The organism is Pseudoxanthomonas sp., from assembly GCF_051953815.1.
Lineage (GTDB): Bacteria > Pseudomonadota > Gammaproteobacteria > Xanthomonadales > Xanthomonadaceae > Pseudoxanthomonas_A.
Map to the genome: position 1 here is coordinate 60,730 of NZ_JBQCIJ010000033.1, position 19,121 is coordinate 79,850.

Below are 19,121 nucleotides of genomic sequence, written 5' to 3' on the forward strand. Positions count from 1 at the left end.
GGCCCGTTCCATGCCGCAAAGAAAAGGCCCCGCGATGCGGGGCCTTCCGGGAAACCGTGGCGCGTCAGCCGCCTGCGGGGGGCGCTGCCGCGGCCGGCGGACTGCCGCCTTCCTCGGGCGAACCGGGTTCCGGCGTCGGCGGCCGCGCGGTACCGCCCGGACGCAGGGTCACGGTCGCGTTGAGGACGTTTTCCTCGCCACGGACAATCTTCACCTGATAAGTGCCCAGGGGCAGCGAGCGGAATCGGTACTTGCCCTCTTCATCGGCCACGGCTTCGCGCTTGAGGCCGGTGCCGGTGTTGCTGACATATACCTTGTCGCCGGGCGCGGCGTCGCCGTTGATGTTGCCGTCGGCGCGCTGGGCGGTGGCGGTGAACGACACCAGCAGGAGCGCCAAAACCGAAGCGAGCGTGCCTGCCTTCTTGCCGGATGCTGTGGTCATGCCCTTCTCTCCATGAGGAAGGCGCAAATTCCCGTGCCGGCGGGTTTCCGCGACAGTGGCGGAAGTCATGGTTACAGGCACAAAAAAACCCGCCGGAGCGGGGTTTTGTGTCGGCGGATTCCGCCGTTTTGCAGTGGTGCCCAGGAGAGGACTCGAACCTCCACGGTTTTACCCGCTAGTACCTGAAACTAGTGCGTCTACCAATTCCGCCACCTGGGCGAGGTGTGCAGGCCGCGAATTTTGGGGGGGATGCCGGACTTTGTCAACGGTTGTTTTCTCACGGCCGGCATTCAGGCGGGGTGTACCATGACCGCATGAGCAAAAACATAAGCAAGAAAGGCGGCAAGTCCGCGTCCGCGAAAGGCGGCAGGGGAAGTACGGCAGGCGCCCCCGGCGGTGCGCGCAAGAAGGCGTCGCTGCCGCCCTGGATGCCGGACCTGCCACCGTCGCGCGGCAAGGCCGGGGCGCCGAAACCGTCGCCCGCCCGCGGCCCGCGGCCCGCGGCGCGTGGTGCGTCCTCCTTCAGCGATCCCCACGCGGCGCGCGAAGCCGCGCGCTACGACAATCCGATTCCCAGCCGCGAGGCCATCCTGGGGCTGCTGGAGGCCTCGGACGGTCCGCAGATCGCCGAGGACATCGCCGCCCGGCTGGGCCTGACCGCGCCGGATCGCTTCGAAGCGCTGGGCAAGCGCCTGTCGGCCATGCTGCGCGACGGCCAGGTCGTGCAGAACCGTCGCGGCGGCTATGCCCCGGTGCAGCAGACCGATCTGGTGCCGGGCGTGGTCATCGCCAATCCGGATGGCTTCGGTTTCCTGCGTCCGGATGCCGGCGGCGACGATCTGTTCCTGCCGCCCTATGAAATGCGCAAGGTGATGCACGGGGATCGCGTGCTCGCCAACGTCACCGGCATCGATCGCCGCGGCCGGCGCGAAGGCAGCATCGCCCGCGTGCTGGAGCACCGGCTCACCCGCCTGATCGGACGCTTCGGCTTCGAGGCCGGCATCGCCTACGTCGCCCCGGACGACAAGCGCGTGCAGCGCAACGTGCAGATTCCGCCGGACGCCACCCAGGGTGCGCGCGACGGGCAGCTGGTGGTCTGTGAGCTGACCCAGCCGCCGGACGCGCGCCGGCCTCCGATCGGCCGGGTGCTGGCGGTGCTGGGCGACAAGCTGACGCCTTCGCTGGTGGTGGAGGCGGCCATCCATGGCCATGACATTCCCCACGAGTTCCCGCCGGAGGTGCTGGCCGAGGCCACCGCCGTGCCGCTGGTGGTGGAAGAAGGCATGCTGGACGGCCGCGTGGATCTGCGCGCGGTGCCGCTGGTCACCATCGACGGCGAGGACGCCAAGGATTTCGACGATGCGGTCTACTGCGAAGCCAACCGCACCGGCTTCCGCCTGATCGTTGCCATCGCCGACGTCTCGCACTACGTCCGTCCCGGTACGCCGCTGGACGACGAGGCGCAGAAGCGCGCCACCTCGGTGTACTTCCCCGGTTTCGTGGTGCCGATGCTGCCGGAGACGCTGTCCAACGGCATCTGCTCGCTGAACCCGAAGGTCGACCGCATGTGCTTCGTCTGCGACATGCAGATCGATCATGACGGCCAGGTCACCCGTTCCAAGTTCTACGAAGCGGTGATGAATTCGCACGCGCGCCTGACCTATACCCAGGTCTGGAACGCGGTGGGCCTGGACGATGAGGAAGCCAGGCGGCAGGTCGGCGCGCAGTTGCCGCAGGTGGAACGCCTGCACCAGCTGTACCAGGTGCTGGCGAAGGCGCGCCAGCAGCGCGGCGCGATCGAGTTCGAATCGTCCGAGGTCCGGTTCGTGCTGGACAATCGCGGCGAGGTCACCCAGGCCGGGATGCTCCAGCGCAACGACGCCCACAAGCTGATCGAGGAATGCATGATCGCCGCCAACGTGGAAGCGGCGAAGTACCTGCTGCAGAAGCATATCCCCGCGCCGTACCGCATCCACGACAAGCCGCCGGAGTCCAAGTTCGAGGACCTGCTGGAGTTCCTCAAGGAATTCAAGCTGAGCCTGCCGCCGTGGGGCAAGGTGCAGCCGCGCGATTTCACCCGCCTGCTGAAGAAGATCCGCGAGCGGCCCGATGCCGCGCTGCTGGAATCGGTGCTGCTGCGCAGCCAGAGCCTGGCGGTGTACTCGCCGGACAACGTCGGCCACTTCGGCCTGGCGCTGGAGGCATATGCGCATTTCACCTCGCCGATCCGGCGCTATCCAGATCTGCTGGTGCACCGTGCGATCAAGTACGCGCTCAAGGGCGGCAAGCCGGACAAGTACCTGTACCCGCCACACGAGATGGCCGCGCTGGCCCTGCAGTGCTCCGAGCGCGAGCGCCGCGCCGACGAGGCCGAGCGCGAGGTCGACGAGCGCTACCGCGCGGCGTGGATGGAGAAGCACATCGGTGGCCAGTTCGATGGCGTGATCAGCGGCGTGACCAGCTTCGGGCTGTTCGTCGAGCTGGACGAGTCCAAGGTCAACGGCCTGGTCCACGTCACCCAGTTGCCGCACGACTATTACCACTTCGACCCGGTCCGCAAGACACTGTCCGGCGAACGCCGCGGCAAGCAGTACCGGCTGGGCGATCGCGTGCGCATCATCGTGCTCAAGGCCAGCCTGGAGGAACGCAAGATCGACTTCCGCCTGGTCGAGGACAAGGCGGAGAAGGACGTGCCGGCGCCGCCGTCGCGCGGCCAGCCCGCCCGGCGCAAGAAACAGGCGTACTGAACCACCGGGATTCGTGATTCGGGATGGGGGACGGGTGGCTTGCCACGGATCCGCCAGGACGAATCCGAATCTCCAATCCCCAATTCCGAATCGCAATCAACCCATGAGCAAACAGAACCAATGGATCGTCGGCGTCAACGCGGTGGCTTCGGCCATCGAGAACGATGCCGATCACGTGCGCGAAGTCCTGGTCGAGGGCGGCAGCAAGAATGCCCGCCTGACCGAGATTGAAGAGAACGCGCGCCGCAAGGGCATCGAAGTGCGGCGGGTGACCGCGCAGGCGCTGGATGGCGTGGGCGGCAGCGTGCGCCACCAGGGCGTCGCCGCCCGCTACGCGGCCGCGCGCACCTGGGACGAGGGCGAACTGGAAGGGCTGGTCGAAGCCGCCGAGGGCAAGGCGTTGCTGCTGGTGCTGGATGGCGTGCAGGACCCGCACAACCTGGGCGCGTGCCTGCGCAGCGCGGCGGCGGCCGGCGTCACCGCGGTGGTGATCCCGAAGGACAAGTCGGCCACCGTCAACGCGACTGTGCGCAAGACCTCGGCGGGCGCGGCCGATCGCATCCCGGTGGTGGCCGTGACCAACCTGTCGCGCTGCCTGCGCGACCTGCAGAAGCAGGGCGTGTGGATCTACGGACTGGCCGGCGAGGCCGACGCGTCCCTGTATGCCACCGACCTGCGCGGCAACGTCGCGCTGGTGCTCGGCGGCGAGGCCGATGGTCTGCGTCGCCTGACCCGCGAGCATTGCGATGGCCTGGTGAAGATTCCGATGCCGGGCGACATCGAGAGTCTCAACGTGTCGGTGGCCGCCGGCGTCACCCTGTTCGAGGCGGTTCGCCAGCGGCTGTAGCCCCGACCGCCGGGGACGGCATAGGATGGCGCGCATGACGACATCACTGCGCGCCTTCCATTCCCTGCTTCCGTGGCTGGTGGCCACGGTTCTTCTTTCCTCGATTGTCGCCGGTCTCGCATCGGCGCAATCCGGCGAGCGTGTCCGCGCCCGCGAACTCGGCGTGGCGCCTGGCATCTTCCCCACCGGTTCCCACAACGCGATCACCGACGTGGCCGGCGTGCGGGTGGGGCAGGTCACCCTGAGCGAGGGCGACCGCGTGCGCACGGGCGTCACCGCGATACTGCCGCATGGCAGCAACGCCTACCGTTCGCGGGTGCCGGCGGCGCTGCATGTCGGCAACGGCTTCGGCAAGTTCGTCGGCGCCACCCAGGTCAACGAACTGGGTGAACTGGAAACCCCGATCCTGCTGACCTGCACGCTGTGCGTGTGGAAGGCGGCGGATGCGATGGCCGCGTGGTTGCTGGAACAGCCGGACATGCAGCAGGTGCAGTCGATCAATCCGGTGGTGGGCGAGACCAACGATGGCGGGCTGAACGACATCCGGGCCCGCCCGATGACGGCCGAGGCGGTGCGCGCGGCATTGACCGGCGCCAGCGGCGGACCCGTGCGGGAAGGCAGCGTGGGCGCCGGCACCGGTACGGTCGCCTTCGGCTGGAAGGGCGGCATCGGCACCTCGTCGCGGGTGTTGCCGGCGTCGCTGGGCGGCTGGACGGTGGGCGTGCTGGTGCAGAGCAACTTCGGCGGCGTGCTGCAGGTGCAGGGCGCGCCGGTCGGCCGCGAGCTGGAGCGCTTCGCCTTCCAGGAGGCGGTCGCGTCGAACCGGTCCCGGCCGGGCCTGGCGGACGATCGCGGCGACGGTTCGATCATCATCGTCATCGCCACCGACGCGCCATTGGGCGATCGCAACCTCGGCCGGGTCGCCTCGCGCGCGATGATGGGCCTGGGCCGGACCGGCAGTTCGGCGTCGAACGGCAGCGGCGACTACGCGTTGGCGTTCTCCACCGCCGAGTCGGTACGCCGCCCGTTCGGCGAACCGCGCCGTACCACCACGGAACTGGCGAACGACGAGATGAGCGCGGTGTTCCAGGCCACCACCGAGGCGGTCGAGGAAGCGATCTACAACTCGCTGTTCATGGCCACCACCACGCAGGGCAACGGCCGGACGATCGAGGCGATTCCGCTGGATCGCGTGCGCGCGATCCTGGCGAAACACGGCATCCGTCCGCGCTGACGCGGATGTCCAGACCGGCTCAGTGCACCACGTTGCGGACGAAGCGCAGCGGGGCGTCGCCGTCGTTGCGGTACGCATAGTCGCGATCGCTGGGGAACACGAAGAAATCACCGGCATCGATCCGGCGCTCGCCTTCGGGCAGCTCCAGGGTCAGGCAACCCTCGATGACGTAGAACATCTCGTGCCAGCCGGCGGGATCGGCGAACGAGGTGTAGCGCTCGCCCGGCATCAGGATCCACGACCAGAACTCGACTTCGCCGCGGGCCGGGACGCTGGCCAGGAGCACCGCCTGCGAGGCGGGGTCCTGGCCGCTCCAGGCCAGCGCCTCGATGCGGTCGCGGCCGGCGCCGCTCGGCGCCTGCACCAGATCGGCGAACTTGACTCCCAGCGCTTCGGCGATGCGGTCCAGGGTATTGAGGCTGACGTTGGCGTCGCCGGATTCGATGCCGACCAGCATGCGCCGGCTGACCTCCGAGGCGTCGGCCAGCGCCTGCTGGCTGAGGCCGGCGGCCTGGCGCAGGCGACGGACGTTTTCGGCGACGTGTTCCAGGACGCTCATGCGGTTCTATTGCGCACTATATTGCACAGCGGTTAAGCTGCCACTGTGCAATATAGTGCACCAAACTCCTCCCCTCAAGCGCGTCCACCGCAGGACGCGGCGTCGCACGCAGGTCCCGCCGTGAACACCGTTCGTACTTCCTCCTTCCATTCGCCCCTGTGGCTGCCGATCGGCCTGCTGCTGATCGCGATGGCCTCGATCCAGCTCGGCGCTTCGCTGGCCAAGAGCCTGTTCCCGGCGGTGGGGGCCGCGGGTGCGACCGCGCTGCGCCTGGGCGTGGCGACCGTGCTGCTGGCGGTGGCGTTCCGGCCCTGGCGGGTGCGGGTGGAGCGCGCGCAATGGCCGGCGCTGCTGGTCTACGGCGCTTCGCTGGGCCTGATGAACCTGCTGTTCTACAAGGCGCTGGAAACCATCCCGCTGGGCATCGCGATCTCGCTGGAGTTCACCGGCCCGCTGGCGGTGGCGCTGTTCGGCTCGCGCCGCCTGCGTGATGTCGCCTGGGTCGGACTGGCGGTGGCCGGATTGTTGTTGCTGCTGCCGAAGGGGCAGGGCCAGACACTGGATCCGCTGGGTATGGCCTATGCGCTGAGCGCGGGCCTGTGCTGGGCGCTGTACATCCTGTTCGGGCAGAAGGCCGGCGCCGAGCACGGCCCGCAGACGGTGGCCTTGGGCTCGATCATCGCCGCTGCGGTCGCGGTGCCGTTCGGCATCGCCCACGCCGGTACCGATCTGCTGTCACCGGCGCTGCTGCCGATCGCGTTGGGCGTGGCGCTGTTGTCCACGGCGATTCCCTACAGCCTGGAGATGGTCGCGCTGACGCGCCTGCCGACGCGCACCTTCGGCATGCTGATGAGCCTGGAGCCGGCGTTCGGTGCGTTGTCCGGACTGCTGTTCCTGCACGAGCAGCTGAGCGGACTGCAGTGGCTGGCGATCGGCGCGATCATCCTGGCCTCCGCCGGCACCGCGATGACCGCGCAGGCGCCGGTGCGCGAGCCCGGAAGCGGCGAGGGCTGAGTCTCAGCCGGAAGGAAGCAGGCGTTGATAGATCGCCGCATCGTCCGCCGAGAAGCAGCAGAAGACGACGCGCTCCAGCACCGGGTCCTGGTCCAGCTCGCGGTGGACGGTATCCACCGCGATGCGCGCGGCCGGCTCGGCGGGAAATCCGAAGATGCCGGTGCTGATGCAGGGAAACGCGATGCTGCGCAGACGATGCGTCCGTGCCAGTTGCAGGCTGCGCTGGTAGCAGGAGGCCAGCAATGCCGCCTCCTCATGGTCACCGCCACGCCAGACGGGACCCACCGTGTGGATGACATGGCGCGCCGGCAGGCGATGGCCGCCGGTGATTTTCGCGTCACCGGTCCGGCAGCCTCCCAGCAGGCGGCATTCGGCGACCAGGTCCGGTCCGGCGGCGCGATGGATCGCGCCGTCCACGCCACCGCCGCCCAGCAATGAACTGTTCGCCGCGTTGACGATGGCATCCACGGCCAGGGTGGTGATGTCGGCCTCGCGGATCTCGAGGCGGGTGCGCATCAGAGCAGGCCGGGAATCAGCGCCGATGTGCGCCGCTGGTAGGCGGCGTAGGGCTCGCCGAACTGCTCGCGCAGCCAGCGCTCCTCATGGCGCAGCTTGTACCAGAAGGATGCGGTGACGATGGCCAGGGCCAGCAGGCCGCGCCAGTCGCCGACCTTGAGGGCCGTGCCCAGGATGGCCAGCAGCAGGCCACTGTAGATGGGATGGCGCACGTAGCGGTACGGGCCGGCCTGGATCAGTTCGTGGTCCTGCTTGATCTGCACCTCGCTGCTCCAGTTGCGTCCGAGCAACTGCCGGGCATGGCAGGCCAGCGCGATGCCGGCAATCGTCAACAGCAGGCCGAGGGTCTTGACCCCGGGGCTCTTCGGGATGAACCGCTCCTGCAGCGGGCTGTCGCCGAACCATTCGCCTGGCCCGAGCAACACCATCGCGAGCGCCAGTGGCAGCCAGTAGGCGCCCAGGCGCAGCCATAGGGGTTCCGCGCGGGCGACCCGCTTGGTGCCGAGCGCGCTGACGATCCAGTACACCAGGAAGGCGAGCCAGGCCAGAGAGTGCAGCCAACTCAGGATTGCTTCGTACATCGCGTGCTCCGGCTGGGAAGGAAGGGCCGGCTGTCTCGCGGACGGGGGTCAGACCGGCGAGGGCCAGGCGTTGGCGATCTTGCAGAACAGCCGCGCGGTCTGCTCGGCGTCGTATACCGCCGAGTGCGCGTCCTCGGCGCTCCATTCGAACCCGGCGGCCTGCACCGCGCGCGCCAGCACGGTCTGACCGTAGGCCACGCCGGCCAGGGTCACCGTGTCGAACACGCTGAAGGGATGGAACGGATTGCGCTTGTGGGCCACCCGGGCGACGGCGGCATTGAGGAAATTGAGATCGAAGTGCGCGTTGTGACCGACCAGGATCGCGCGCTGGCAACCATGCCGCTTGACCGCCGCGCGGATCGGGGCGAACACGTGATCCAGCGCCTCGCGCTCGGGCTTGGCGAAACGAAAGGGATGATCCAGGACGATGCCGGTGACTTCGAGCGACTTCGGATCGATCTCCAGTCCCGGCGCGGGATGCAGATGCGCGCTCACGGTCTGTCCGGGCAGGAACAGGCCGTTTTCGTCGAGCTCGATGGGCACCGCCGCCAGTTCCAGCAGGGCATGGCGATTCCAGTCGAAACCGCCGGTTTCCACATCCACCACCACCGGCAGATAACCGCGGAAGCGGCGGGCCATGGGGGTGGTGGCGGGCAACTCGGCGGCGTTCATGCGCGACAGGGTAGCAGAGCGCGACGACGCTTTCGCAGCGCGGGATGAATGCGAACGCGGCGTGTCATGGCGCGACGCGCGCGGCGCGGTCCGACGTCGCTAGGGATGCGCCCCTTCGGGAAGGGCGGTGCCGAGGAGGCTGCCTTCACGCAGCATCCGGGCCAGCATCGCGGCGCCCTGCGCCATGAAGTCGTCGTCGGCCGCAACACCGGCTTCCCCGGCCAGTTGCTGGAGCAGTTGCCGGCCGGTGAAGCGGCGCTCGCCGGCCAGTTCGAACAGGCGATACATCAGCGGCGACAGCGCGGCGAAACGGATGGTGTGGTCGGCATCGCGGCGGACCAGCAGCAGCGTAGGCGCGGCCGGCGGCGTGGTGGGCCGGTGGTCGGGGCCGATCCGGGACACGGGCCATCGGTAGGCCAGGGCCCACGCGTGCGGCGAAGGCAACGGGATCCCGTCGAGCAGGTCGCCGGCGGGGTCGTGGCGGGGGGGCGCGTCATCGGAAATCTGCAGGGCCAGTTCCACCCATTCGTAGTGCGCCAGTTCGGCCAGCCAGGGAGCGTCGTCCCGGGGCGGCTGTTCCTGCAGGAAACGGATGAACTCGCGCGCCACTTCCGGGAACAGCGGCGTGCGGCTGCGATGTCCGGCATAGAACGCGCGTACCAGCGCGCGCCAGTCGGCTTCGCCCAGGGTCTGGCGGATCACCGGGAAATTGCCGGACAGCAGCCCTTCGATGTTGTTGAAGAACAGATCCCGGTACACCGCCAGACGGCGATCCTCGATGCCGGGCGGCGGCGGGTACCGCGCCGGATCGCGCAGATGCCGGGCGAAGGCGAACTGCTGTTCGCGCAGCCGGTCAGCCATGCGCGGCGTCCCGCGACACGGCCTGGGCCTGCAGCGCGCGGATGCGGTCCAGCTCGGCCAGCAGCGTGGCCATCGGCGGAAAGTTGAAATCGCGTTCCAGCAGGGTCGGGCGCACGCCGTGCAGGCGGTAGGCGGCGGCCAGCAGATCCCAGACATCGTCCTTCACCGCGGCGCCGTGGGTATCGATTTTCAGATCGTCGGCTTCGTCGTAGTGCCCGGCGACGTGGTACGACGCGATGCGCCGCGTGGGCATGCGGGCCAGGAATTCGTGCGCTTCATACCCGTGGTTGATGGCGTTGACGTAGATGTTGTTGACGTCCAGCAGAAGATCGCAGTCCGCTTCCTCCAGCACCGCGTTGACGAAGTCGACTTCGTCCATGGCCTGGTACGGCGCGGCGTAGTACGAGACGTTCTCCACCGCGATGCGGCGGCCCAGCGCGTCCTGGACCTGGCGGATGCGGGCGGCGACGTGGCGCACCGCTTCCCCGGTGAACGGGATGGGCATCAGATCGTAGAGATGGCCATCGTCGGCGCAATAGCTCAGGTGTTCGCTGTACAGCGCGACGCGATGTTGATCCAGGAAACGGCGGGTGCGCGCGAGGAACGTATCGTCCAGCGGCTCCACGCCTCCCAGTGACAGCGACAGGCCATGGCAGGTCAGCGGCGTGCGTGCCGCGAGCTGCGCCAGCGTTTCGCCCAGGCGGCCGCCGACACCAATCCAGTTGTCCGGCGCGCATTCGAGGAAATCGAAATCGCCGGGCGCGGCGGCCAGCAATTGATCCAGCAGCGCGCGGCGCAGGCCGAGGCCGGCGGAAACGGCAGCGGGCGTGCGGTTCACGGAAGCTCCACCGGCGGGATCGCGGACGTGGCGGTCCGGCCATCACCCTCCCCCGGAAGCGGGGGAGGGAATGGACCGTGCACCGATGGCGTCAGGCGGCGCCGCCGCACTTGCCTTCGCCGCACTTGCCTTCGTGCGCGGCTTTGTCGCCGGCCTTGGCGTCATCCTTCGTGTCGCCGCCGCACTTGCCTTCACCGCACTTGCCTTCGTGGTGCGCCTTGGCTTCGGCGGCGTCGATGAAGCCGTCCTTGTTGGTGTCGATGGCGGTGAACTTGTCGCTCTTGCCCGGATGCGCCGTGTCGAACTCGGCCTTGGAGACCTTGCCGTCCTTGTCGGTGTCGGCCTTCTCGATGCCGCACTTGCCTTCACCGCACTTGCCCTCGGCGGTCTTGGCGTCGGCCGCCTTGGCGTCCTGCGCGGCCAGCAGGTAGCCCTGCGAGAGCGGTTCCATCGCGAAAGCCGAACCCGCGAGGACGATGCCGCCGGCCAGCGCGGTGCACATGGCGAGGGCGACGGGCTTCTGGTTGGACTTTGACATTGCAGTTTCTCCAGTTGAGGTGCGGGGGTCCGCACGGCAGGGGGCGCCAGTGTAATCCGGCGTTGTTAGGGAAGTGTGGGGTCGTCGCGGAGGTACTCGCGGGCCAGCGCGCGGGCCCGGTGCAGGCGGGATTTGACCGCCTGCGGAGTCAGCTCCAGCTCCGCGGCGAGCTCGTCGATGGTCATGCCCTCCAGGTCCCGCAGCAGCAGGATCCGGCGATAGTGCGGTGGAAGCGTTTCCAGCACGCGGGCGACGTCGTGGCCCAGTTCGACCGGTTCGAAGCGGGTGGGCGGCAGCAGGTCCTCGGTGATCGCCTCGCCGGTCAGCAGGCGCAGGCCGCGCTTGAGCCGGTTGCATTCGCGCTTGACGATGCGGAACAGCCAGGAGGTGAAGGCCTCGACCGCGCGCAGATCGCCGATCCGCCGGGACACCAGCAGCAGGCTCTCCTGCACCGCGTCCTCGGCGTCGTTGACCACGCAGTGGTATTCGGCGTATCGGCGCAGGTTCTGCCGCGAGACGATCAGCACGCGCTGCAGCGCGGCCGCGTCGCCGTCGCGCGCGGCCATCAGGTCCTCGGTCGTTGCGATTGCGGCTGCGCCCATCCTGCTCTCCGTCGGCCAGCATCGCGCGTCCGCGCCATGTCCGCCAGCCAGAAAGAGCGCGGGGGCGGACGAAAGGATTCGCCCGCCCCCGGTTTGGCTCAGTTTTCGTTCAGCCCTGGAGCGGGGTCAAACCGCGCCGGTGGTGCTGGTCTCGTCGCGCTTGTCGCGGGCCGGCAGCGGCTGGTCGCCGTGGATCAGGAACCACACGTTCTCGGCGATGTTGGTGGCGTGATCGCCGATGCGTTCCAGGTTCTTGGCCATGAACAGCAGGTGCGTGCACGGGGTGATGTTGCGCGGGTCCTCCATCATGTAGGTCAGGAGCTCGCGGAACAGCGCGGTGTACAGCGCGTCCAGCTCGGCATCGCGTTCGCGGACCTGCAGGGCACGGGCGTCGTCGTTGTTCTGGTAGGCCACCAATACTTCACGCACCTGCTGCGCGGCCAGCTTGCCCAGCGTGCGCAGGCCGGTGATCTGCGGCATCGGCGGCGACACGTTGAGGGCGATCGAGCGCTTGGCCACGTTGGCGGCGTAGTCGCCGATGCGCTCGATGTCGGCGGGAATGCGCAGGCCGGCGAGGATCTCGCGCAGGTCGCGGGCCATCGGTCCGCGCAGGGCCAGATGCATCACGTCATGGCTGATCTGCTGTTCCAGAGTATCGATCGCCTCGTCGTTGGCGATGATGCGCTGGGCGGCGCGATCGTCGCGGCGCTCGATCACGTCCAGGGCGGCTTCCAGCTGCGCCACGGCGATCTCGCCCATGCGCACGATTTCGGTCACCAGCCGGCGCTGCTCTTCGTCGTAACTTTTCACAATGTGCTCGTGCGGTTGGGTATTCATGGATAGAGGCCGGGATTGGGGATTGGGAATCCGGGATTGACGGGAACGCGGAGGGTGCGGGATCCGTGCTTGCGGTTCCCCCTTTCCGCGGGGCGTTTCATCCGAAACGTCCGGTGATGTAATCCTCGGTCTGCTGCTTGCTGGGCTTGGAGAAGATCGTCGCGGTCGCGTCGTGCTCGATCAGCTCGCCCAGGTACATGAAGGCCGTGTAGTCGGATACGCGCGCGGCCTGCTGCATATTGTGGGTGACGATCGCGATGGTGTAGTCCTGCTTCAATTCCTCGATCAGCTGTTCGATCTTGCTGGTCGAGATGGGGTCCAGCGCCGAGGTCGGCTCGTCCAGCAGGATCACGTCCGGGCGCAGGGCGACGGCGCGCGCGATGCACAGGCGCTGCTGCTGCCCGCCGGACAGGCCCAGCGCGCTCTGCTTCAACTTGTCCTTGGCCTCGTCCCACAGCGCCGCCTGGCGCAGGGCCTGCTCCACGCGCACGTCCATGTCGGCCCTGCCGATGCGCTCGTGGTGGCGGATGCCATAGGCGACGTTTTCGTAGATGGTCATCGGGAACGGCACCGGCTTCTGGAACACCATGCCGACCTTGCTGCGCAGCCGGTTCATCGGGAACTTCGGGTCGAGGATGTTCTGGCCGTCCAGCAGCACCTCGCCCTTGGCTTCCAGCTTCGGGTACAGCGAATAGATGCGATTGAAGATCCGCAGCAGGGTCGACTTGCCGCAGCCGGAGGGGCCGATCAGCGCGGTGACCTTCTTTTCCGGAATCTCCAGGTTGATGCCCTTCAGGGCATGGAACCCGCCGTAGTAGAAATCCAGGTTCTTGGCCGCCAGCTTCACCCGCGCCGGAATACCGGTGTCGGGTTCGCGCTGCGGGGTCGCGACCGAAATACGGGCCACGTCATTCATGGGTCACCTTGTTTCGCAGGAGGATGGTCCGGGCCAACAGACTGAGCAGCAGGACGAGCGCGGTCACCAGGAACGCGCCGGCCCAGGCCAGCGAGTTCCAGGAGTCGTACGGGCTCATCGCGTATTGGTAGATGACCATCGGCAGGTTGGCCATCGGCTGCATCAGGTCGGTGCTCCAGAACTGGTTGTTGAAGGCGGTGAACAGCAGCGGCGCGGTTTCGCCGCTGATGCGCGCCAGCGCCAGCAGCACGCCGGTCACCACGCCCGGCAGAGCGGAGCGCAGCAGCACCTGGGTGGTCACCTTCCATTGCGGCACGCCCAGCGACAGCGCGGCCTCGCGCATCTGCTGGGGCACCAGCCGCAGCATCTCGTCGGTGGTGCGGACGATCACCGGCAGGGCGATGAAGGCCAGCGCCACCGCGCCGGCCAGCGCGGACCAGTGGCCCATCTGCGCGACCATGACGGTATAGATGAACAGGCCCAGCACGATGGACGGCGCCGACAGCAGGATGTCGTTGACGAAGCGGATGGTTTCGCCCAGCCAATGCTTGTTGGCGTATTCGGCCAGGTAGGTGCCGGCGGCGATGCCGATCGGCGTACCGAGCACGATGGCCAGCAGGCTGATCACCACGCTGCCGAAGATGGCGTTGAGCAGGCCGCCGGGTTCATTCGGCGGCGGCGTCATCATGGTGAACAGGTCCAGGTTGAGGCTGCCCAGTCCCTTGGTGATCGTGGTCCACAGGATCCACACCAGCCACATCAGGCCGAAGATGGCGGCGGCGATGGACAGGGTCAGCGCGACGACGTTCTTGACCTTGCGCCAGGTGTACAACGAAGTGGACATGTCAGTTGCCCTCGCGCTTGGCCAGCTGGCGCAGCATCAGGCGGGCGGCGGCCAGCACGACGAAGGTCAGCAGGAACAGGGTGAAACCGAGCAGCAGCAGCGAGCCGCGGTGCAGCGGGTCGGTGGCTTCGGCGAACTCGTTGGCGATGGTCGCGGCGATCGAGGTGCCGGGTTCCAGCAGCGCCGCGCTGATGGCGTAGGCGTTGCCGATGACGAAGGTCACCGCCATCGTCTCGCCGAGCGCGCGGCCCAGGCCCAGGAACACGCCGCCGATCACCGCCGAGCGGGTGTAAGGCAGCACGATGTCCCACATCACTTCCCAGCGGGTGGAACCGAGCGCGTAGGCCGATTCCTTCAACCGGCCCGGCACGGTCAGGAAGACCTCGCGCATCACCGAGGAAACGAACGGGATGACCATGATCGCCAGCACCAGGCCGGCGGTCAGCATGCCGATGCCCAGCGGCGGGCCGGAGAACAGCACGCCGATGCCGGGAATCTGGCCCAGGTTCTCGTCGATCCACGGATAGACGTGTTCGCTCAGCTGCGGCGCCAGCACGAACAGGCCCCACATGCCGTAGATGATCGACGGGATGCCGGCCAGCAGTTCGATCGCCATGCCGACCGGACCCCGCATCCAGGTCGGCGCGACCTCGGTCAGGAACAGCGCGATGCCGAAGCTGACCGGCACCGCGATCACCATCGCGATGGTGGCGCTGACCAGGGTGCCGTAGATCGGCACCAGCGCGCCGAACTCGCGCGTGCCGACGTTCCATTCGGTGCTGGTGAAGAAACCCAGGCCGAAAGTCTGCAGGGCTTCGCGGCCACCCCACAGCATCGACAGGGCGGCGGCGATCAGCGAGATGAGGACGAACAGGCCGGCCGCGGTCAGCGTCCAGCGGAACAGCCGATCGGCGCGCGCGTCGCGGGCGGTGCGCAGATCGGTCAGTGAAGCGGGGAGGGTGGCGGTATTCATGCGGTCGGAGGGTCCGGGCCGGCGTTGCGTGGGCGGGGGACGTGGCCGCGGTCAGGCGGCCACGCGCGGAGCACGGCTCAGAGCTTGATTTCCGCGGCCCAGTACGCCTCGACCTGTTTCACCAGTTCCGGCGGCAGCGGCACGTAGTCCAACTGCTCGGCCTGCGGCTTGCCCTGCTCGTAGGCCCACTTGAAGAAGTCCAGGGTGTTCTTCGCGCGCGCCGCATCCTTGGGCTGCTTGTAGACCAGGATGAAGTTGGTCGCGGTGATCGGCCAGGCCTCCGGACCCGGCGCGTTGGTGATCACCAGGTTGAAGTCCTTGGCGCTGGCCCAGTCGGCGCTGGCCGCGGCGGCGGCGAAGCTCTGCGCGGTCGGCTGCACGAAGTTGCCGGCGGCGTTCTGCAGCGAGGCGTAGGCCATCTTGTTCTGTTCGGCGTAGGCCAGTTCGACGTAGCCGATGGAATTCTTCAGCTGGCGCACATAGGCGGCCACGCCTTCGTTGCCCTTGCCGCCAACCCCGCCTGCCCAATTCACCGAGGTGCCTTCACCGACCTTGCTCTTCCACTCCGGGCTGACCTTGGACAGGTAGTTGACGAAGTTGAAGGTGGTGCCCGAACCGTCGGAGCGATGCACGCTGTTGATCTTCTCGGCCGGCAGCTTCAGGCCCGGATTGAGCGCGGCGATGGCCGGGTCGTTCCAGGTGGTGATCTTGCCCAGGAAGATGTCGGCCAGCACCGGACCGCTCAGTTTCAGCTGGCCGGACTCGACGCCGGCCAGGTTGATGACCGGCACCACGCCGCCAATCACCGAAGGGAACTGGCCCAGACCGGCCTGTGCCAACTCTTCCGGCGACAGCGGCTTGTCCGAGGAACCGAAGTCGACCGTGGCCGCCTTGATCTGGGCGATGCCGCCGCCGGAACCGATGGACTGGTAGTTGATCTTCGCGCCGGTGCTCTGGTTGTAGTCGCTGGACCAGCGCGCCATCAGCGGATAGATGAACGACGCGCCCGCGCCGGTGATCTCGGCGGTCACCTTGGCGGCGCCGGTACCGGCGCCCTCGGCGGCCGGGGTGGCGCCCGTCGTCGCCGGCGCATCGGAGGCGGGCTTGCAGCCGGCGATGAACAGACTGGCGGCGACGGCGAGGGCCGCGAAGCGGACCGGCGAGGCGAAGGACATGGTGGACTCCATAACGTGGGCGGTTTGTGTCATGGCGGCTATGAAATGATGTTTTTGTTACAGCGTGATGACACTGTGGCCGGCGTCGGATTTCCGGCGCTTCAGGCCAGGCGGAAGAATCGGCCCCGGCACCGACCGCCGGCCCCGGTGACGCGTTGCCCCAGGCCCGCCATCGCCCTGCGCGACGGACAAAAAAAGCGGGCCGTGCGGCCCGCTTCAAGAAATGCCAGGAGGTTTGAGAAGGAGATCCCGGCCGCGCGGGAGAGAGAGGGGTACGCGGTCGGGATCGGGGAGAGGGTTACTTCAGGTTCTGGGTCCAGTAGGTCTCGATCTGCTTGACCAGCGGATCCGGCAGCGGCACGTAGTCCAGCGCCTTGGCCTGGCCGTCACCGTTGGCGTAGACCCAGCGGAAGAACTCCTGGGTCGACTTGGTGCCGGCCGGGTTCTTCGGCTGCTTGCTGACCAGGATGAAGTTGGTGGCGGTGATCGGCCACGAGTTGGCGCCCGGAGCATTGGTCATCACCAGGTAGAAATCCTTGGCGGTGCCCCATTCGGCGCTGGCTGCGGCGGCCGAGAAGGTCTCGTCGCTGGGCAGCACGTAGTTGCCGGCGGCGTTCTTCAGGCGCGAATAGGCCATCTTGTTCTGCAGCGCGTAGGACAGTTCGACGTAGCCGATGCCGCCCTTGATCTGCTTCACGTAGGCGGCGACGCCTTCGTTGCCCTTGCCGCCGATGCCGGTCGGCCACTGCACGCTGGTGCCTTCACCGACCTTGCTCTTCCACTCCGGGCTGACCTTGGACAGGTAGTTGACGAAGTTGAAGGTGGTGCCCGAACCGTCGGAGCGGTGGACCACGGTGATCTTCTGCGCGGGCAGCTGCACGCCGCCGTTGAGCGCGACGATGCGCGGGTCGTTCCAGGTGGTGACCTTGCCCAGGAAGATGTCGGCCAGCAGGTCGCCGTCCAGCTTCAGCGCGCCCGAGGCCACGCCCGGCACATTGATCACCGGCACCACGCCGCCGATCACGGACGGGAACTGGGCGAGGTTGAACTTGGCCAGCTCGTCCGGCTTCAACGGGGCGTCGGACGAACCGAAGTCGACCGTGCCGGCCTTGATCTGGGCGATGCCGCCACCGGAACCGATGGACTGGTAGTTGACCTTCTTCTGGGTGGCCTTGGCGTAGTCGGCCGACCACTTGGTCATGACCGGGTAGACGAACGACGCACCGGCGCCGGTGACGTCGGCGGCGGCGGCGTGGGCCGAGATCGCGCCGGCGATGGCCAGCACGGCGACGCGGGTCTTGAACGAGTTGAACACGGATGGCTCCTGGGAGTGGTGTAGCGGCACGGTGTGCCGTCGGCGTGCATTTCACGACGTTTGCGTGACAGCCCCATGTCGCCTTAATGACAGTCGGATGACAGGGGCCGAAGGGAATCGGATGACCGGGCGTCCCGCGACCTGGCGGGGCCCCGGCGGCGCCGGGCCGGAGGCGGGCGGGCCTGCGGGCCGGCCCACGCGCGGGTCTTTCCCGCATGCAAAAAAAGCGAAGGGCGCGGCTTGCGCCGCGCCCTCGCCGGACGAATGGATCGTCCCGCTTACCAGTAGAACTGCAGGCGGGCTTCGACCACGTTCGGGTCGTCCTTCAGGCGGCCCTTTTCCTGCTTGACCGCGACGTAGTTCAGCATGAACTTGAAGTTGGAACGCCAGTACCAGTTCACGCCGGCGGTCCAGCTGTCCATCTCGCCACCGACGACGGCGCCGTCGGTCAGATCGATCGTGTCGTAGCGCAGGCCCACCTGCCACAGACCCTTGACCGGATCGGAGGGCAGGCCGGTGGTCGGCACGCCGCCCTTGTAGCCCCAGGTCTCGCCGGTGATGTTCCACAGGCCCGACACATAGAAGCCGTCACCGCTGAAGTCGTCGAAGCTGCCATAGCGCTTCACGTCCGTCTTCATGTATTCGCCCTGCAGCTTGACCGGACCGTGGACCCACATGGCCTCGGCGCCGATCACGCTGTTGCGGTCGCTGGCGCGCAGGCCGCTGCTGCCGGTGTCGATGAAGCGGGTCGGGACCATGTCGGCCATCGGACGGGCACGCAGGCGGATCACGTCGCCATCGGTGTCCTTGTCGGTGTACGACACGCCCAGGTGCAGGATGTTGCCGGTCTCGTTGATCGGCGCCCAGTAACCGCGCGCCGAATAGCCGCCACCGTGCTCGCGGTTGCGGGTCAGCTCGCGACCGAAGAAGCTGGCGGTCACGCCCCAGTTGACGTCGCCGATGTTGTACTGCAGGCCGACGCGGCGCGGCGTGCCCAGCGAGTTGGTGATCGACGACTTGGAGATGAAGTCGTTGTTCTTGGTGCTGGACAGCTCTTCCAGGGTGGCGCCCGGCTGCTTGAACTGGCCGATCTGCAGGAAGTGGTTGGCGTTGCCGCCGATCTTGTACTTGACGTTGGCGTCCAGGAACTTGTCGTCCTTGGCGTCGTAGCCCAGCACCCACTCGATGTTGCCCGGGCCCTTGCCCTTGAGCACCAGCTCGGCGCGGCGCAGCTCGTTCAGATAGTCCTTGCCATCCAGATCGGAGGCCGAATCGGCACCGTAATCGATGGTGTCGGTATCGAACTTGTAGAAGTCGGCCTGGACCAGGCCTTCGAACGACACTTCGGAACCGCCAATCACATCGATCGGAATCTCGGCCTGGGCGGCGGGCGCGGCGACGGCGGCCAGCAGAGCGAGCGTCAGGGTGCTGCGGGAGAGTTTCATGGGTTAGCCCTTGGGGCAGGTGTGGAAGACGCTGCGCAGGCTAATTGGTGAAAGTTGCGTTATTGTTACAGCGCTGTCTTATTTCGTCGGGATGACAGTTCGATGGCAGAGGGACGGGGATTGGGGATTCGGCATGACCGGCCATGCGGCCGTTGAAAGCCGGAA

The 19,121-nt window shown here is 67.6% G+C and carries 20 protein-coding genes and 1 tRNA gene; 4 read left to right on the forward strand and 17 right to left on the reverse strand.

Going from position 1 to position 19,121, the window contains the following annotated elements; translation table 11 throughout:
- Positions 1–64: 64 nt before the first annotated feature.
- Positions 65–442 (reverse strand): carboxypeptidase-like regulatory domain-containing protein, encoded by a 378-nt coding sequence (locus tag ACTHN1_RS08210; RefSeq protein ID WP_440470463.1) that lies wholly within the window; start codon positions 440–442, stop codon positions 65–67.
- A 134-nt stretch (positions 443–576) separates the two neighbouring features.
- Positions 577–661, reverse strand: a tRNA-Leu gene (locus ACTHN1_RS08215).
- A 95-nt stretch (positions 662–756) separates the two neighbouring features.
- Between ACTHN1_RS08215 and rnr the strand changes: the two genes are divergently transcribed.
- The 3 genes from rnr to ACTHN1_RS08230 all read left to right on the forward strand — a co-directional run bounded on the left by rnr (position 757) and on the right by ACTHN1_RS08230 (position 5,270).
- The gene (gene rnr, locus ACTHN1_RS08220; protein WP_440470464.1) at positions 757–3,189 is read left to right on the forward strand and encodes a ribonuclease R; all 2,433 of its coding nucleotides are present in this window, start codon (positions 757–759) and stop codon (positions 3,187–3,189) included.
- 103 nt (positions 3,190–3,292) lie between these two features.
- Positions 3,293–4,036, forward strand: coding sequence for a 23S rRNA (guanosine(2251)-2'-O)-methyltransferase RlmB (gene rlmB, locus ACTHN1_RS08225; protein WP_440470465.1), 744 nt, complete (start codon positions 3,293–3,295; stop codon positions 4,034–4,036).
- Positions 4,037–4,070: 34 nt separating this feature from the next.
- A complete protein-coding gene (locus tag ACTHN1_RS08230; RefSeq protein WP_440470466.1) occupies positions 4,071–5,270 on the forward strand; it encodes a DmpA family aminopeptidase in 1,200 nt (399 codons plus the stop codon).
- A 19-nt stretch (positions 5,271–5,289) separates the two neighbouring features.
- Here the strand turns inward: ACTHN1_RS08230 and ACTHN1_RS08235 are convergent, their stop codons facing one another.
- The gene (locus tag ACTHN1_RS08235) at positions 5,290–5,829 is read right to left on the reverse strand and encodes a helix-turn-helix domain-containing protein (RefSeq protein WP_440470467.1); all 540 of its coding nucleotides are present in this window, start codon (positions 5,827–5,829) and stop codon (positions 5,290–5,292) included.
- 120 nt (positions 5,830–5,949) lie between these two features.
- Between ACTHN1_RS08235 and rhtA the strand changes: the two genes are divergently transcribed.
- Positions 5,950–6,843, forward strand: a complete 894-nt coding sequence (gene rhtA, locus ACTHN1_RS08240; RefSeq protein WP_440470468.1) for a threonine/homoserine exporter RhtA — start codon at positions 5,950–5,952, stop codon at positions 6,841–6,843.
- A gap of 3 nt (positions 6,844–6,846) precedes the next feature.
- On the opposite strand, the gene ACTHN1_RS08245 is transcribed toward rhtA, so the two are convergent.
- From ACTHN1_RS08245 to ACTHN1_RS08310, 14 genes are all read right to left on the reverse strand, one after another.
- Positions 6,847–7,359, reverse strand: a complete 513-nt coding sequence (locus tag ACTHN1_RS08245; RefSeq protein ID WP_440470469.1) for an O-acetyl-ADP-ribose deacetylase — start codon at positions 7,357–7,359, stop codon at positions 6,847–6,849.
- Complete coding sequence (locus ACTHN1_RS08250) at positions 7,359–7,940, reverse strand: methyltransferase family protein (RefSeq protein WP_440470470.1); 582 nt, start codon at positions 7,938–7,940, stop codon at positions 7,359–7,361. The genes ACTHN1_RS08245 and ACTHN1_RS08250 overlap by 1 nt, the downstream gene beginning before the upstream one ends.
- 48 nt (positions 7,941–7,988) lie before the next feature.
- Positions 7,989–8,612: a ribonuclease T gene (gene rnt / locus ACTHN1_RS08255; protein ID WP_440470471.1), complete on the reverse strand. Its 624-nt coding sequence runs from the start codon at positions 8,610–8,612 to the stop codon at positions 7,989–7,991.
- Between the two features lie 99 nt (positions 8,613–8,711).
- Positions 8,712–9,473, reverse strand: coding sequence for an HvfC family RiPP maturation protein (locus ACTHN1_RS08260; protein WP_440470472.1), 762 nt, complete (start codon positions 9,471–9,473; stop codon positions 8,712–8,714).
- The gene (locus ACTHN1_RS08265; RefSeq protein WP_440470473.1) at positions 9,466–10,311 is read right to left on the reverse strand and encodes an HvfB family MNIO-type RiPP peptide maturase; all 846 of its coding nucleotides are present in this window, start codon (positions 10,309–10,311) and stop codon (positions 9,466–9,468) included. Before ACTHN1_RS08265 ends, ACTHN1_RS08260 begins: the two co-directional genes overlap by 8 nt.
- A gap of 91 nt (positions 10,312–10,402) precedes the next feature.
- Positions 10,403–10,849, reverse strand: coding sequence for an HvfA family oxazolone/thioamide-modified RiPP metallophore (locus tag ACTHN1_RS08270; protein ID WP_440470474.1), 447 nt, complete (start codon positions 10,847–10,849; stop codon positions 10,403–10,405).
- 65 nt (positions 10,850–10,914) lie between these two features.
- Complete coding sequence (locus ACTHN1_RS08275) at positions 10,915–11,451, reverse strand: RNA polymerase sigma factor (protein ID WP_440470475.1); 537 nt, start codon at positions 11,449–11,451, stop codon at positions 10,915–10,917.
- A 126-nt stretch (positions 11,452–11,577) separates the two neighbouring features.
- Entirely contained in the window at positions 11,578–12,288 is a 711-nt protein-coding gene (gene phoU / locus ACTHN1_RS08280; protein ID WP_440470476.1) for a phosphate signaling complex protein PhoU, read from the reverse strand.
- A gap of 97 nt (positions 12,289–12,385) precedes the next feature.
- Positions 12,386–13,204: a phosphate ABC transporter ATP-binding protein PstB gene (gene pstB, locus ACTHN1_RS08285; RefSeq protein ID WP_440470477.1), complete on the reverse strand. Its 819-nt coding sequence runs from the start codon at positions 13,202–13,204 to the stop codon at positions 12,386–12,388.
- Positions 13,197–14,048, reverse strand: coding sequence for a phosphate ABC transporter permease PstA (gene pstA, locus ACTHN1_RS08290; RefSeq protein ID WP_440470478.1), 852 nt, complete (start codon positions 14,046–14,048; stop codon positions 13,197–13,199). Before pstA ends, pstB begins: the two co-directional genes overlap by 8 nt.
- A 1-nt stretch (position 14,049) precedes the next feature.
- Positions 14,050–15,021, reverse strand: coding sequence for a phosphate ABC transporter permease subunit PstC (gene pstC / locus ACTHN1_RS08295; protein WP_440470479.1), 972 nt, complete (start codon positions 15,019–15,021; stop codon positions 14,050–14,052).
- A gap of 77 nt (positions 15,022–15,098) precedes the next feature.
- Positions 15,099–16,196, reverse strand: coding sequence for a phosphate ABC transporter substrate-binding protein PstS (gene pstS, locus ACTHN1_RS08300; protein WP_440470480.1), 1,098 nt, complete (start codon positions 16,194–16,196; stop codon positions 15,099–15,101).
- Positions 16,197–16,494: 298 nt separating this feature from the next.
- Positions 16,495–17,511 carry a phosphate ABC transporter substrate-binding protein PstS gene (pstS, locus tag ACTHN1_RS08305; RefSeq protein ID WP_440470481.1) on the reverse strand — a complete coding sequence of 339 codons (1,017 nt, stop codon included), beginning with the start codon at positions 17,509–17,511 and terminating at the stop codon, positions 16,495–16,497.
- 278 nt (positions 17,512–17,789) lie between these two features.
- Entirely contained in the window at positions 17,790–18,956 is a 1,167-nt protein-coding gene (locus ACTHN1_RS08310) for an OprO/OprP family phosphate-selective porin (protein ID WP_440470482.1), read from the reverse strand.
- Between the last annotated feature and the right edge of the window lie 165 nt (positions 18,957–19,121).

What these genes read in the sequence shown, in the direction of transcription:
- ACTHN1_RS08260 (WP_440470472.1), bottom strand. Translation starts at nt 9,473, where the DNA reads ATGGCTGACCGGCTGCGCGAACAGCAGTTCGCCTTCGCCCGGCATCTG.
- rlmB (WP_440470465.1), top strand. Translation starts at nt 3,293, where the DNA reads ATGAGCAAACAGAACCAATGGATCGTCGGCGTCAACGCGGTGGCTTCG.
- ACTHN1_RS08250 (WP_440470470.1), bottom strand. Translation starts at nt 7,940, where the DNA reads ATGTACGAAGCAATCCTGAGTTGGCTGCACTCTCTGGCCTGGCTCGCC.
- ACTHN1_RS08235 (WP_440470467.1), bottom strand. Translation starts at nt 5,829, where the DNA reads ATGAGCGTCCTGGAACACGTCGCCGAAAACGTCCGTCGCCTGCGCCAG.
- ACTHN1_RS08230 (WP_440470466.1), top strand. Translation starts at nt 4,071, where the DNA reads ATGACGACATCACTGCGCGCCTTCCATTCCCTGCTTCCGTGGCTGGTG.
- pstC (WP_440470479.1), bottom strand. Translation starts at nt 15,021, where the DNA reads ATGAATACCGCCACCCTCCCCGCTTCACTGACCGATCTGCGCACCGCC.
- ACTHN1_RS08310 (WP_440470482.1), bottom strand. Translation starts at nt 18,956, where the DNA reads ATGAAACTCTCCCGCAGCACCCTGACGCTCGCTCTGCTGGCCGCCGTC.
- rnr (WP_440470464.1), top strand. Translation starts at nt 757, where the DNA reads ATGAGCAAAAACATAAGCAAGAAAGGCGGCAAGTCCGCGTCCGCGAAA.
- pstA (WP_440470478.1), bottom strand. Translation starts at nt 14,048, where the DNA reads ATGTCCACTTCGTTGTACACCTGGCGCAAGGTCAAGAACGTCGTCGCG.
- rnt (WP_440470471.1), bottom strand. Translation starts at nt 8,612, where the DNA reads ATGAACGCCGCCGAGTTGCCCGCCACCACCCCCATGGCCCGCCGCTTC.
- pstB (WP_440470477.1), bottom strand. Translation starts at nt 13,204, where the DNA reads ATGAATGACGTGGCCCGTATTTCGGTCGCGACCCCGCAGCGCGAACCC.
- ACTHN1_RS08270 (WP_440470474.1), bottom strand. Translation starts at nt 10,849, where the DNA reads ATGTCAAAGTCCAACCAGAAGCCCGTCGCCCTCGCCATGTGCACCGCG.
- ACTHN1_RS08275 (WP_440470475.1), bottom strand. Translation starts at nt 11,451, where the DNA reads ATGGGCGCAGCCGCAATCGCAACGACCGAGGACCTGATGGCCGCGCGC.
- pstS (WP_440470480.1), bottom strand. Translation starts at nt 16,196, where the DNA reads ATGTCCTTCGCCTCGCCGGTCCGCTTCGCGGCCCTCGCCGTCGCCGCC.
- ACTHN1_RS08210 (WP_440470463.1), bottom strand. Translation starts at nt 442, where the DNA reads ATGACCACAGCATCCGGCAAGAAGGCAGGCACGCTCGCTTCGGTTTTG.
- phoU (WP_440470476.1), bottom strand. Translation starts at nt 12,288, where the DNA reads ATGAATACCCAACCGCACGAGCACATTGTGAAAAGTTACGACGAAGAG.
- ACTHN1_RS08245 (WP_440470469.1), bottom strand. Translation starts at nt 7,359, where the DNA reads ATGCGCACCCGCCTCGAGATCCGCGAGGCCGACATCACCACCCTGGCC.